Source organism: Arthrobacter sp. V1I7, from assembly GCF_030817015.1.
Taxonomy (GTDB): Bacteria; Actinomycetota; Actinomycetes; order Actinomycetales; family Micrococcaceae; genus Arthrobacter.
The window spans coordinates 4037554-4051543 of sequence record NZ_JAUSYS010000001.1 but is presented as its reverse complement, the minus strand read 5'-3'; the positions used below and the strand labels follow the sequence as shown (position 1 = coordinate 4051543).

Here is a 13990-nt window from a genome sequence, read left to right as displayed (position 1 = left end):
CCTAATTCTCTGGAGTTACACCGTTTAAATTACAGTCCCGTCAGACTATAAAGTCGCGAGAGCGCTGTAGAACGCGCGCAGTACAGCCCTCGGCTGTTCGGAGGCTTCCGGGGATTGGTTGTGGAGCTGAGGGACCACAGCTTCGGCAGAGTGCGCGCGCAGTGCCCGGTCCTCCGGCCAGCGCCTCCTCCCGATCGGCCTTGAGGGCTTCCCGGACTGGATGGAGCTGCTATCGCCGGATGGAGTGGGCATTTTGGTCCTCTGGCTGGCGCAGGCTGGAAAAGAGCAGGTACTAGATGGTTTTGGTCCAGATGCTGTCTGCTTGCGCGCTGCGCTCCACGCCGTGAAGTACCTTCTGCACCTGTAGGCCGTCGGCGAAGGACGGTTCCGGCCGGCGGCCTTCAGCGATGGCTTCGACGAAGTCCTTTGCCTGGTGGGCGAAGGCGTGATCGTAGCCCAGGGCATGTCCGGTTGGCCACCAGGCAGACATGTAGGGGTGAGCGGGTTCGGTGACCATGATGGTGGTGAATCCCTGGCGGGTGTCGGATGCCGTTGCATCGTAAAAGCCGAGGGAGTTCATGTTCTCCAAGTCGAAGGAGATGGCGCCGGTGGAGCCGGCCACTTCAATGCGGAGCGCGTTTTTGCGGCCGGTGGACATCCGTGTGGCTTCGAACGAGCCGACGGCGCCGCCGTCGAAACGGCCGCTGAACAGGGCGAGATCATCCACGCTGACGTTGCCGCGCTCGGCTGCCGCGGTGCCCGCCAGCCCTGATGCCGCGCCGAGCAGCGGGCGCTCGTGGACGAAAGTGTTCAGGATGCCGCTGACGCCGGTGATCTTCTGGCCGGTGATGAACTGGGAGAGATCGACCGCGTGTGCGCCGAGGTCGCCGAGCGCCCCGGACCCCGCGTGCTCTTTCTGGAGGCGCCACGTCAGCGGGGATTCAGGATCACCCAGCCAATCCTGCAGGTATGCGGCGCGCACCTGGCGGATTTCGCCGATCGCGCCGGATTGAACCAGGTCCCTTGCGAAGGTTGCCGCCGGAACGCGACGGTAGGTGAAGCCGACCATTGCGAAGACGCCCTTACGGGCGCGGTCCGCGGCGGCGGCCATTGCTTCAGCTTCGTCAAGAGTGTTTGCGAGAGGCTTCTCGCACAGTACGTGCTTACCCGCCTCAAGCGCGGCAATTGCGATCTCGGCGTGAGAGCCGCCGGGTGTAACGATGTCGATCACGTCAATGTCGTCGCGGGCGATGGCAGCCCGCCAGTCGGTCTCAGTTTCTTCCCAACCCCATTTTTTCGCCGATGCCTCCACTCGGCGGGCATTGCGTCCCACCAGCAGGGCCATTTCCGGCCGGGCTGGCAGGTCATAGAATCGCGGTGCGACCCGCCATCCCTGCGAATGGGCAGCCCCCATAAATCCGTGTCCGATTAGGGCAACCCTCAGGGGTGGTGTGTCGTTCAGCATGATTCCTCTTATCCGGCGGCGTTGTAAAAACAGTTGGATCGAGCGTGGGCGCCCTGCCAGCGGCAAGGCGCCCACCCCCTCACCGTCCTACGATTCGAAGGCGGTCGGCAGGTACTGCTCGACGTTCTCGCCGTTGACAACCGGTGCGTTCAGAACGACGCGCTTCGGGACTTCCACTTCCACGAGATCGCTCATGGCCTTGTTTTGGGAGATCAAGCGAGCGAGGCGGATGCCGTCTGCCGCTTGGGTGGAGGGGTAAATGACGGTAGCTTTGAGGACGCTCGCGCCGGACTGGATCTCGCGCATGGCGTTGGCCGAGCCGGCGCCACCGACCATGAGGAACTCGCTGCGGCCTGCGTTGTCGACGGCGGCCAGGACGCCGATGCCCTGATCGTCGTCGTGGTTCCAGATGGCGTCGATCTTCGGGGCCGCCGACAGGAGCTGTGACGTCGCTGCTTCACCGCCCTGGACGGTGAAGTCGGCCGCGACGCGGTTGTCTACGTTAAGGCCGCAGGATTCCAGCGAGTCTGCGAAGCCCTTGCTGCGCTCCTGCGTCAGGGGCAACGAGTCGATGCCTGCGACCTCGGCGACGACGGCATCTTTATTGTCTGCGAGCTGCTCGCAAATGTAGGTGCCGGCACTGACGCCCATTCCGTAGTTATCGCCCAGGATGGTGGTGCGTGCCGCAAAGGAGCTCGAGAATTCCCGGTCGACGTTGATTACGGGGATACCGGCTTCCATAGCCTGGATGGCAACCGGGGTAAGGGCAGCGCCGTCCGTAGGCAGCAGCACGATGGCGTCGACGCGGTCGTTGATGAACTGCTCTACCTGGCTGATCTGCAGGTTCGCGTCGTTGGTTCCCTCAGCCACCCGCAGGTCGATGTCGCTGTACTTCTTCGCCTCGGCAATAGCTCCGGCGTTGATGGCGCCCAGCCAGCCGTGGTCTGCCGCGGGGCCGGAGAAGCCGATGACTACGGTGTCACCGCTGGCCTGGTTGCCTTCCACCGAAGCGTTGGTCGGCTGGGTGCTGGTCTCGCCCGCCCCTGCTGTACAGCCGGTAACAAGGGTGCCGACAGCAAGGAGGGCACCGGTGGTGACGAGCATCTTCCGGCCCGTACGAACTGCAAGCATGTGTATCTCCTCAGTGAGTTAAGTGAGTCTTCGCTTGGTGCAGCATGCTCTTTTCATGCCCGCTACTCTGCGTGACAGCTATCACAATAACAGAAGAGCGGAGGAAATCGACGACTTTATAGCGATCACCGACATAATGTGTTAGCTTCGTCGCATGTTCGAAGAAGATCAGCCACAGCCGTTGCTCGAAGTTCGGGGACTTACCAAGCGTTTTGCTGGTGTCCAGGCGCTGAAAGGCGTCGACCTGCAGGTACTTCCGGGAGAAGTTCACTGTGTCATGGGCCAGAACGGAGCGGGCAAGTCCACCCTCATCAAGACGCTCTCCGGCGTCCACCAGCCTGACAGCGGGGAAATCCGCTGGGAGGGCAAACAAATTACACTCCCTGGTCCCACTGCTGCGCTCGATCTGGGCATTGCGACCATGTACCAGGAGCTCGACGTCGTGGATGGACTTACCGTCACCGAGAACATCTTCCTCGGCCACGAACGCGCAACCGGGGGCGTGCTCCATGTGAAGAAGGCGAACGCTATTGCGCGTACCCTCCTCAAGCGGCTCGGGCACGGCAGTCTTTCGCCGTCCACGGAGGTAGGCACGCTGTCTGCCGCCAACAAGCAGATCGTCAGCATGGCACGCGCCTTGTCGCGCGATACCAAGCTGATCATCATGGATGAACCCAGTGCCATCCTCGACTCCGGTGAAGTGTCAAACCTGTTCCGTGTGGTTCGTGAACTCACCGCGCAGGGCATCGCCGTCGTGTACATTTCGCACCGGCTGGAAGAAATCCGGCAGATCGGTGACCGCATCTCGGTGATCAAGGATGGGCGCAGCACGGCAAATGGCCTGAATGTGACCGATACGCCGAAGTCGGAGCTTATTCGCCTGATGACGGGCCGGGATGTGGAAAATGTTTTCCCGGAGAGGAAGCCGGTCCCGGTCGATGCCCCGGTGGTGCTCGACGTGGACAACCTCGAGCTTGCCGGGCACTTCGATAAGGTCAGCTTCACTGTGCGGGCCGGCGAAATTCTCGGTTTCGCAGGCCTGGTGGGTTCGAAGCGCTCCGAGATCCTCGAGACCATTTACGGCGCCCGCAAGGCCTCCTCGGGCCGGGTGACTGTGAACGGAAAGGCCCTGCGGCCGGGATCCGTAACGTCTGCCGTCAACGCCGGAATCGGCCTCTCGCCGGAGGAACGCAAAAGCCAGGGGCTCATCCTGGACGAGCCCGTTTTCAAGAACGTTACGCTCTCAACCTTTGAGCGTTTCGCCCGGGCCGGGCATTTGAACGAAGCGGCGGAGCGTGACGCCGCACGCGAGCAGATCGCGGCGCTGGAGTTGCGTCCGGCTGATCCCGACCGGCCCGCCCGGACGCTGTCCGGCGGAAACCAGCAGAAAATCCTCCTTGCCCGCTGGCTGCTGCACGGAACACCGGTGCTGCTGCTGGACGAGCCCACCCGCGGTGTGGACGTCGGCGCACGTGCCGAAATCTACGCGCTCATCGACAGGCTCGCCGCGGCCGGGACGGCGATCATCGTCGTTTCAAGCGAAATCGAGGAAGTCCTGGGCCTCGCCGACACTGTCCTCGTGATCGATGACGGCAAGGTCCTCACCCAAACCAAAGCAAGCGACATAGACGAGCACGGAGTGCTCGACCTCGTCATGAAGGGAAGTGCCGCGTGAGCGAGCAGAATACCAAGGTGGCCGAGCCGCGTACCGTCGCGCCGGCCGACCACAGCGCCCCCAGGGCCAATCCCCTGCAGAACTTCCTGCGGGGTCCCGCGGGCCGCAGCCTGGGGCTGGTGATCGCTCTCGCGCTGCTCTTCGTGGTGGGTGCCGCCACCAGCGGCGACCGGTTCCTCAACCTTGAGAACATCCTGACCATCCTCCGGTACGCCTCCATTATCGGTGTGCTCAGCATCGGGGTCACGTTTGTGATCACCGCAGGCGGCATCGACCTCTCCGTCGGTTCGGTCCTGGGCCTGACCACGGTGGTGGCAAGCCTGGCCAGCGTCCAGCTGGCAGCAACACAGTCCTCCTGGGTCCTCATTGTTCTTGTGCCACTCGCGGTTGGCCTCGGCGCCGGCCTGATCAACGGGCTCGTCATCGCCTATGGCAACGTGGTGGCCTTCATTGCCACCCTGGCCATGCTGGTCGGCGCGCGCGGCCTGGCCGAACTCATCTCGGGCCGCCGCACGCAGATTGTCACCAACCGCGACTTCCTGCAGGTCATGCGCGCCGAAGTGCTGGGAATCCCCGTCCTGATCTGGATTTTCGTCCTTGTGGCCGCGGCCAGCTGGTTCCTCCTCAACCGCACCACCTTCGGCCGCCGGACAATCGCCATCGGCGGAAACCTCGAAGCATCCCGGCTCGCCGGAATCAGGGTCAAGCGCCACCTCGTCTACCTGTACATGCTCGCCGGGCTTGCCGCGGGTATCGCCGGCGTGATGATGCTCGGCCGCACCACCGCAGGAACCTCGACCCACGGCATGCTCCTTGAGCTGGATGCCATCGCCGCCGTCGTCGTCGGCGGGACGCTGCTCATCGGCGGGCGCGGCACGATCATGGGCACCGTTCTGGGCGTGCTGATCTTCAGCACCCTGACCAACGTCTTCACCCAGAACAACATGGACACCTCCGTGCAGGCACTCGCCAAGGGCCTGATCATCGTCGTCGCGGTCCTGCTGCAGCAGCGCTTCGCGGCACGCGGTCCGCGCAGCGGGAAAAGCTAGGCGCGCCGGGAGCCGGTTATAGACGGCTCCCGGCAATCCCGTGGCCAGGACAACCAATCGGAGGGCGGGGCAGTGAACTTCCTGAACGTGGACTATGCACTGAACGGCATGGCTGACCTCGAGCTTGTCGAGGACGGGCTCCAGCGGTTCTTCGCTGATGCCAAGCTCCGCGCCGTCTCCGTGAACGCTGCCTACCTCGGACTCTGGGAGGCACTTGAAAGAGCAACCGCGGGCGGCAAACGCTCCCGCCCGCGGTTGGTCATGCTGGCATACCGCCAGCTTGGCGGCGCTGATTTCGGCAGCGCCGCAGCGCTCGCCGCCTCCTACGAGCTCCTGCACAGCGCGCTGCTCATCCACGACGACGTCATTGACCGGGATGTCCTTCGGCGAGGCATCCCGAATGTGTCGGGGCACTACCGAAGCCGCGCTCTGCGTGCCGGCGAGTCTCATGCGGCGGCAGACCACGCGGGAGTCTCGGCAGCGCTTCTTGCCGGGGATCTGGCACTGTCCGGCGCCTACCGCCTGTTGACGGCCATTGAAGCTCCCCCCGCCGTACGCCAGCGGCTGCACGGGATCCTCGACGACGCAATCTTCTCCTCCGTCGGCGGTGAGGTGCTGGACATCGAGTTCAGCCGGACTCCGGAGATGCCTTCACTCGAAGAGATCACCAGGACGGCACACCAGAAGACATCCGTCTATTCATTCGAGGCGCCGCTGCAGGCGGGTGCCGTGCTGGCCGCAGCACCGGAACCGGTGGTGACCGCGCTGACTGCCTTTGGCCGCTACGCCGGAATTGCGTATCAGATTGCAGATGATGTGCTCGGCGTTTTCGGCAAGGAGAACCGCACGGGGAAAACCACTTGGGGGGATCTCCGGGAGGGCAAAAGGACGGCCCTGCTCTCCTATGCGGCTACCCGTCCGGAATGGAGCAGTATCGCTCCACTCATCGGATCCCAGGACATGACCGCTGCACATGCGGAGGATGTCCGGTCCGTGCTCGTCTCCTGCGGTGCAAAGGATTATGCCGTCAACCTGGCCACCGAGAACGCCCACCTCGCAGTGATGCACCTGGAGTCCGACGGTGTACCGGATGCCCTGGGCAGGAGCCTTGAGCGCATGCTGTTCGCCGTTATCTCGGGCATCGGCTCCCACTGACGGCGCCCTGGCGATTCACCCCGCGGATACGGCCCGGTCTGCCGCTATCATGAAGGAACTAATCCGGCATCAAGGCGATCTGCCAGGAAGGACCTGAACCGGGGTGGAAGGGAAGACGTCGGCGCCTGCCGTGGTGCTCTTCCTTCAACGCATCTCATCAGGTCGGATTCCTGATGTTGCGGCATGACGATACCGCCGTACGATGAACGCATCCGGCGCGCGGTCGTCGGCACCAACCTGGGAAACAACCGCGATTCCACCCGGCAGCACAATCTGTCCACGGTGCTGGGCCTGGTGCACTCCGCGTCGGGTATTTCCCGCGCGCAACTCACGCGTGCCACCGGGCTCAACCGATCGACGATCGGCGCGCTCGTCGGTGAACTTGTCCAGCTCGGTCTGGTCCGGGAGAGCGACCTGGACCCCGGGCAGCAGCACGGCCGCCCCAGCATCATGATTGAGCCGAGCCCAGGAGCGCTGGCACTGTGCGTCAACCCGGACATCGATGTGGTCAGCGTGGCGCTTGTTTCCATGGGCGGACACATCGTCAACCCTGTCCGCTTCCATACCGTCCGCGCTCCGTCGGTGCCGGAGGTCGTGAACATCGTGACGGCCATCTATACGGGAATGCGCACCTCCCTGCCTGTCGGGCACCGGATCGTGGGCGTGGGGCTCGCTATACCCGGTCTGGTGGATCCCGTGGACGGCACCGTTATCGAGGCCCCGCATCTGGGCTGGCGCGACCAACCGCTCGCAGCGCTCCTCAGCGATGCCTTGAAACTCCCGGTCATCGCCGCAAATGACGCCGTCGTAGGCGCGCGTGCCCAGGCGACCTTCGGCGCCGGCCGCGACGTTTCGGACTTTGTCTACCTCTACGGAGGAGCGAGCGGCATCGGTGGAGGTGTCATCAGCGAAGGCCGCCTCGTTCGCGGTGCCACCGGGTTCGCGGGCCAGCTGGGGCACACCCACGTGCGTTCGGGCGGCGCGGAATGCACGTGTGGGTCTTTCGGCTGCCTCGAGGCCGAGATCACCCGTGAACAGCTGATTGCCGCCGTCGGCCTTCCGGCCGGCGAGACGGAAAACCTCGAAGAGGCCGTGCTGGAGAAGCTGCAGGACGAATCAGCGTCCCACGAGCTGCGGGGGATCATCGACCGGCAGGTCCAGCTCTTGGCCATCGGACTGAAGAGTGTCGTCAACCTGCTGAATCCCTCCCTGATCGTGTTGGGCGGGTTCCTGCGCATCCTCGTTCGCGCCGCACCGGATGCCCTCAACGAGGCGTTGCGCACTCCCGGAACGCGCGGTCCCCGGGAGAGCGTGGCCATTGAGCTGGCCCCCCTGGGCGAAGATCCCATCCTGGTCGGTGCCGCAGAGCTCGCCTTCGAACCCCTCATCCGGGATCCGGCCGGCTTCCTGCGCACATAGCACCACGGGCGCTCGCCGTTTGCGCTTGCGCCACCCCGCCGCGGCTTTATTAACGAAAAACCGGGCCCTGTCCCCAGCATGGGCTGGGACAGGGCCCGGTTTTCTCAGGCCGGGTGGCCCTTACGGTGCAATCACTGGTACTCGAAGAGCATCAGCTGCCCGCCATCAGCACTACTTCAGCGGTTCCGGTCAGCGGAGCCGATGCCGCGTCGCCGGCGTCGGTGTAGCTTGCGCTGAAGACTGCCGAGAGGTCGTCAACGGCGGGGTCATGGCCCTCGGGGACGGCAGTGGTCAGGGTTCCGACGCAGCCCGAAGTGGTGGTCTGCGGGTGGCCGTGCGTGTGGTGGCCCAGGATGTAGGTCACCTGGACCAGCGAGCAGTCCACGGGCTGGTCGTCCGTGACCCGGACCTCGTAGCTGACGGTGTCGCCGAAGTGGAAGTCCTGGCCTGCAACCGGGCTGATGAACTCAACGACCGGTGCCTGGTTGCCCACCTCGATGGCCACCTCGGCGGAGGAGTGGCGTCCACGGTGCTTGCCGCCCAGGTCCGTGACCTTCAGGCTGGCAGTGTAGGTTCCGATTTCCTGGTAGGTCCAGGCGGGGTTTGCTTCCTCGGAGTCCACAACGCCGTCGGAGTTGAAGTCCCACTGGTAGCGGAGCTTGTCGCCGTCGGCGTCGGCAGTGCCTTCGCTCGAGAACTGCACGGCCAGCGGTGCTGCCCCTGCCGTCGGGGTACCGGAGGCTACAGCCACGGGGCTGTGGTTGCCGTTTACGCCGATGTAATCGATGCGGGAAAGCTGCGCGTCGGGGTTCTCGCCGAAGTAGCCGTCGCCGTATTCAAGGACGTAGAGGGCACCGTTGGAACCGAACTCCATGTCGATGGGGTTGTCCACCACGAGGGAGTCCACGACGTTCTCGATCGAGGCGAGGTTGCCGTTCTCCGTGGTCATGCCCTTGATGTAGTCGCGGGTCCACTCGTAGAAGAACGACTTGCCGTCGTAGTAGGACGGCCAGGCGACGGGGGTGTTGCCCTTGGTTGCCTTCTCGTCGAACTCGTAGGCGGGGCCGGCCATGGGGCCGATTCCGCCGGTTTCCAGTTCAGGGAACTCTGCGGAGGCGCCGTAGGTGTACCAGACCTCGGGCTGGGCGACCGGAGGCAGCTCACGGAGGCCGGTGTTGTTCGGCGATTCGTTCACGGGAGCAGCACAGTTGAATGCTGCACCGGAGGTGCCGGTAGCGAAGTCGTAGTCGATGTACGGCAGTTCTGCGGTGGCGCAGTAGGGCCAGCCGTAGTTGGAAGGCTCGGTGACTGTTGCCCACTTGCCGGTGCCCGAAGGGCCACGGAGGGGGTTGCCGGTGCGCGCGTCAGGGGAGTAGTCGGCGATGAAAAGCTCGCCGGTGGTCTGGCTCAATTCGATGCGGAAGGGGTTGCGCAGGCCCATGACGTAGATTTCAGGCCGGGTCTGGGGAGTTCCGGGCTGGAACAGGTTGCCCGTTGGGATGGTGTAACCGCCGCCGTCCTTGGGCGTGATGCGCAGGACCTTTCCGCGCAGGTCATTGGTGTTTGCGGACGTCCGCTGCGCATCGAGGGCGGGGTTGCTGCTGGGACGCTCGTCGATCGGGGTAAAGCCGCCCGACTGGAACGGGTTGGTGTCGTCACCGGTGGAGAGGTACAGGTTGCCGTCGGCATCGAAGACGATGTCACCGCCGACGTGGCAGCAGATGCCGCGGTCCACGGGTACTTCAATGATCTCCTGCTCGCTGGCAAGGTCGATGGAGGAACCGTCGAACTGGAAACGCGAAAGCACCAGGGATCCCTCGAACTTCTCGAAGTCCGCTGCCGTGCCGCTGAAGGGTGCGTCGCCCTCGTTGACGCCGGTGGTGGCGGGATCGTCCACAGGGGTGTTCTGTGGCGGGGAGTAGTAGAGGTAGATCCAGTTGTTGTCCTTGGTCCCGAAATTGGGGTCAAGCGCGATGCTCTGCAGGCCCTCTTCGTCGTGCTGGTAGACGTCCAGTGTTGCGGCCAGGGTGTTGAGGCCGGTCGTTGCGTCATTGAGCCAGATTTCGCCGCCGCGGGTGGTGTGCAGGACATCATTGTTGGGGAGCACCGCGAGGTCCACGGGCTCGCCCGGGCCGTCGTTGAGAGTCACCTTCTGGAAGCTGGCATCGGGCGGAGTCGCTTCGAGAGCAGCGCCGCCCCGCTGGGCCTGGGCCGGTGCGATGGCGAAGGAGGTGGCCATCAGGGCCGCCATAGCCAGGCCCGCACCCGCTCGAACCGAGTGTTTCTTTACGTAACCGGTGGCATCGGTCCGGTGCCTGGAAGCTTCCGCTATCCCGTGTCGATTGACTGTCATTGTTTACTTTCTTCTCGTCATTGAGGAGCCCGACCATCCGGACTCAAGTCACTAAAACGCTAATGGAAGGTCATCAGATTGCCTAGTGGTTTCAAAAAACAAAGTCAGAGATATTTATCCTCTTGGGATGCCGCAAGGCAGAGTGGGCCCGAAACAGTTGAAACTATAGAAGGATCACCAGGCTGCAGCTTTGTTGTTCTGAACGCTAAATGCGGACGCGGATGCGAAAGGAGAGCGGCGAAGTAGTGCGCAAGACGACGCGCATCAGGGATCAAAATGGGGGAGGAAAGCCCGCGCTAGCCGTCTATCCCCTGGGTCTGGAGCACAAGTCCCTTGACTGCGGCGGCGGGCACCTGGCTGCCCTTAGCCAGGAGGGCCTCCACAGAGGAAGGGATTCGGTCATGCGAACCGATAATCAGGGGCGTACCGTCCGGCGAATCAGGAAGCCGTCCATGGGTCCCTCGCACATGCGTTGGATCAAGGGGCACGGTGCTCATGGCGTATCGCAAGCCCAGCTTCTTTTTGACCAGATTGAGTCCTGCTTTTGCTTTCGCGAGGTTGTCCGCCGGGTTGAAGAAGAGCTCGGCGGGGTCGTAGCCCGGTTTCCGATGGATATCCACACCGCGTGCATACTCGGGTGCCCGGTCGTCGTCGAGCCAGAAGTAATACGTGAACCAGGCGCCCGGCTCCGCTATGACAACGAGCTCCCCGGACCTTTCGTGATCGAGCCCGTAGCGGCCCTGCGCTTCCCGGTCGAGGACCTCGTCCACTCCCTCAGTTCCACGAAGGACCGCTGCCACCCGTTCCACGTCCGACGGGTCGGAGACGTACACATGGGCAACCTGGTGGTCAGCTACGGCAAATGCCCGGGAGGTCCATGGATCGAGTTGCTCCCTGCCGTCCTGCACATAGACCTCCAGCAGGCCTTCCCTGCGCAGGACGCGGTTGATGTCCACCGGTGTGCGTGCTTCTTCGATCCCGTACTCGGCCACCGCAATTACCGCGTAACCGCGCGCGCTGGCCTCATCCAGCAGCGGCGCAAGGACGCGGTCGAGCTCGGCAGCCGCGTGGGCAGCCTGCGGCGAGTCGGGTCCAAACCGTTGCAGGTCGTAGTCCAGGTGCGGCAGGTAGGCCATCAGCAGATTCGGTGACTGGTTCCGCATGACGTGCCTGGTGGAGTTGACGATCCACTCGCTCGACTGGATTGTCGCCGTCGGGCCCCAGAACTGGAAGAGCGGGAAGTCACCGTAACGGGACACCAGTTCGTCGTGCAGTTCGGCTGGTCGCACGTAGGCATCGGGAGACTTTCGGCCGTCCGCATGATAGATCGGACGGGGGGTCACTGTCAGGTCGGTGGACATCCCCATGGCGTACCACCAGCAGATATTCCCTGCGCTGTACCCGGGATACTGGCGGCGGGCGGCCTCCCAGATGTTCTCGCCGCTGACAAGCCTGTTGTGTTGGCGCCACAGGAAAATATCGCCGAGTTCCCGGAAGTACCAGCCGTTTCCCACGATCCCGTGCTGCGCCGGCGCCAGCCCCGTCAGCATGGTGGATTGAACAGTGCACGTCACCGCGGGCAGTACCGTAGCCAGTTCCGAGGACCATCCCTGTGCAGCAAGCCGCGACAGGCGAGGCATCTGGCTCAGGGCCTTCGCGGTCAGGCCAACGACGTTCAGCAGCAGTACTGGTTTCATGGTTCTTCCTTGTTGTCAGTGGCGTGCGGCGTTACGAGTTCGCAGGAGCGGGTGCGGCCTCGAACAGGTTCGACTGGGCCCACGCGATCTCCGCGGCAATCCCGTCGGTGATGCCCACCGATGAGCCGGGCAGCACGCTCCAGGTATAGGTCTCGATGTCGAGGTGGACCTCAGGCGCGTAGGGCAGCTGACCAACTTCGGCGACCGTCCGCCGCAGCACGTCCACGGTGGTCTCCAGCGGAGGCGAGGGCAGGTGATGGAGGGGGATGTGGAAGTGAACCCGCCACGCGCTTTCTCCGGGTAGGTCAGCGAGGGCTTCGTCGAGATCGTCGGCGGCAATGACACCGTCCGGCCGCGACTCCCGAACCTGGTGGAGATATCGCGGTTCAACGAACGCCGCCAGTGCCTCCCGGGCTGCCGGGTCGGTCGGATCCGTTACGTGCAGGGCTGCTGACGCCTGCACCTTCACTATCCGCAGGCCTGCCGCATGAACCTCGTTGACAGCGCCGGCCGGGTCCGCGAACGAAACGGCGAGGTGGCAGGTGTCCACGCACAAGCCCACGAATTCCGGATCGACGCCGCGTTCAATTCGGGGCCCCAGCCAGCCGACGACGTCGGCGACTGTATCGAGCACGCATCCCGGCTCCGGTTCGACGGCGACGCGGACAGTCTTTCCCGTACGCTCCCGAAGGTCACGCAAGCGGGAGCTTAGCTCGGCAAACGCGGAAGTGGCGTCGTCGTCGTCGTCCTGTGTCCATGGCTCCCGCCAGGCAAGGGGGAGAGTGGAGATTGAGCCGGCTATGTCCTCGGGCAGCAAGGCCGCAAGCACCTCCGCGCAGTTCAGCGTGTATTCGAGCCGCTCACGCTCGGCCCACGTCGGCTTGTAGACGTCGAGTTTGACTACCTCATTGTGGAAGCCGCCGAAGGGGAAGGCATTGATGGTGTGCAGTTGTAGCCCCTCAGCGTGGAGGACGCCGAGGAGGGCGCTGCGGTCCTCTGCACTGCCAGCCAGTTGACGGGCCAGCCCGGCGGGCAGCCACAGTCCAATGCCGAGGGTGTCCAGGCCCACCGTGCGGCGGATCGGACCGGCGTACTCGCGGAGCTGCCGGATCACGCCGTCGAGGTCCTCGGCCGGGTGGACGTTGGTGCAATAGGAAAGGAGCATCAGACTCGAGCCCCCCGCAGGACTGAGTTGCCCTCGAAACCCGCTGTCGCATCCGGCAGTTCAGCCGCAACGAACCCGGGGATCGGATCGAGGATCAGCTGGCCGCTCTGGCCATAGAACTCGACCGGATTGCGCCAGAGCACCATGTCGACGTCGTCGGTCGTGAAGCCGGCCGCGAGCATCGCGTTGGCGGTGCTGATGGTTTTCAGGGGATCGGACCTGCCCCAGTCAGCTGCGGAGTTGACCAGCACTCTTTCGGTTCCGTAGCGGCTGAGGATCGTAACCATGCGCCGCTCATCCATTTTGGTGTCCGGGTAGATCGAGAACCCCATCCAGGCTCCCGCGTTCTTCACGATCTCGACGTTCGTCTCGTTGAGATGGTCAACAACGACCATGCCGGCTGCAATGCCCGACTCACGGATGACATCTAGCGTCCGGTGGGTGCCGGCGAGCTTTTCCCTGTGCGGCGTGTGCACCATCGCGGGCAGCGAATACTCGCGCGCGAGTTCCAACTGGCGGCTGAACGCCCGGTCCTCTGCGGGAGTCATCGAGTCGTAGCCGATCTCGCCGACGGCGACCACTCCCTCCTTCACCAGGTAGCGGGGGATCTCATCCAGGACGGGAACACAGCGCGGGTCGTTCGCCTCCTTGGGGTTGAGGGCGATCGTCGCGTGGTGGCGGATGCCGAACTGGGCGGCGCGGAACCGTTCCCAGCCGAGCAGGGAGTCGAAGTAGTCGATGAAGGAACCGACATTGGTGCGGGGCTGGCCCGACCAGAACGCGGGTTCCACGAGGGCGCGCACACCGCTGGCGTAGAGGGCCTCATAGTCGTTGGTGGTGCGGCTTGTCATGTGGATGTGAGGTTCGAAAATTCGCATGGC

The 13990-nt window shown here is 64.0% G+C and carries 10 protein-coding genes; 4 read left to right on the top strand and 6 right to left on the bottom strand.

Going from position 1 to position 13990, the window contains the following annotated elements:
- Positions 1-292: 292 nt before the first annotated feature.
- Together QFZ69_RS18550 and QFZ69_RS18545 are read right to left on the bottom strand one after the other, a co-directional pair.
- A complete protein-coding gene (locus QFZ69_RS18550) occupies positions 293-1465 on the bottom strand; it encodes a Gfo/Idh/MocA family protein (protein WP_306913476.1) in 1173 nt (390 codons plus the stop codon).
- Between the two features lie 87 nt (positions 1466-1552).
- Positions 1553-2596, bottom strand: coding sequence for a substrate-binding domain-containing protein (locus tag QFZ69_RS18545; protein ID WP_306913475.1), 1044 nt, complete (start codon positions 2594-2596; stop codon positions 1553-1555).
- 154 nt (positions 2597-2750) lie between these two features.
- On the opposite strand from QFZ69_RS18545, the gene QFZ69_RS18540 reads away from it, so the two are divergent.
- From QFZ69_RS18540 to QFZ69_RS18525, 4 genes are all read left to right on the top strand, one after another.
- On the top strand, positions 2751-4271 hold the full coding sequence (locus QFZ69_RS18540) for a sugar ABC transporter ATP-binding protein (RefSeq protein ID WP_306913473.1): 1521 nt from the start codon (positions 2751-2753) through the stop codon (positions 4269-4271).
- A complete protein-coding gene (locus tag QFZ69_RS18535) occupies positions 4268-5320 on the top strand; it encodes an ABC transporter permease (protein WP_373461729.1) in 1053 nt (350 codons plus the stop codon). The genes QFZ69_RS18540 and QFZ69_RS18535 overlap by 4 nt, the downstream gene beginning before the upstream one ends.
- A gap of 72 nt (positions 5321-5392) precedes the next feature.
- A complete protein-coding gene (locus QFZ69_RS18530) occupies positions 5393-6475 on the top strand; it encodes a polyprenyl synthetase family protein (protein WP_306913471.1) in 1083 nt (360 codons plus the stop codon).
- Positions 6476-6658: 183 nt separating this feature from the next.
- Positions 6659-7894 carry an ROK family transcriptional regulator gene (locus QFZ69_RS18525; protein ID WP_306913470.1) on the top strand — a complete coding sequence of 412 codons (1236 nt, stop codon included), beginning with the start codon at positions 6659-6661 and terminating at the stop codon, positions 7892-7894.
- A gap of 151 nt (positions 7895-8045) precedes the next feature.
- On the opposite strand, the gene QFZ69_RS18520 is transcribed toward QFZ69_RS18525, so the two are convergent.
- From QFZ69_RS18520 to QFZ69_RS18505, 4 genes are all read right to left on the bottom strand, one after another.
- Positions 8046-10247, bottom strand: a complete 2202-nt coding sequence (locus QFZ69_RS18520; RefSeq protein ID WP_306913469.1) for a PQQ-dependent sugar dehydrogenase — start codon at positions 10245-10247, stop codon at positions 8046-8048.
- Between the two features lie 296 nt (positions 10248-10543).
- Positions 10544-11944, bottom strand: coding sequence for an alkaline phosphatase family protein (locus tag QFZ69_RS18515; RefSeq protein ID WP_306913467.1), 1401 nt, complete (start codon positions 11942-11944; stop codon positions 10544-10546).
- A gap of 31 nt (positions 11945-11975) precedes the next feature.
- Positions 11976-13109: a metabolite traffic protein EboE gene (gene eboE / locus QFZ69_RS18510; RefSeq protein ID WP_306913465.1), complete on the bottom strand. Its 1134-nt coding sequence runs from the start codon at positions 13107-13109 to the stop codon at positions 11976-11978.
- Complete coding sequence (locus tag QFZ69_RS18505) at positions 13109-13987, bottom strand: TatD family hydrolase (RefSeq protein WP_306913463.1); 879 nt, start codon at positions 13985-13987, stop codon at positions 13109-13111. Before QFZ69_RS18505 ends, eboE begins: the two co-directional genes overlap by 1 nt.
- Between the last annotated feature and the right edge of the window lie 3 nt (positions 13988-13990).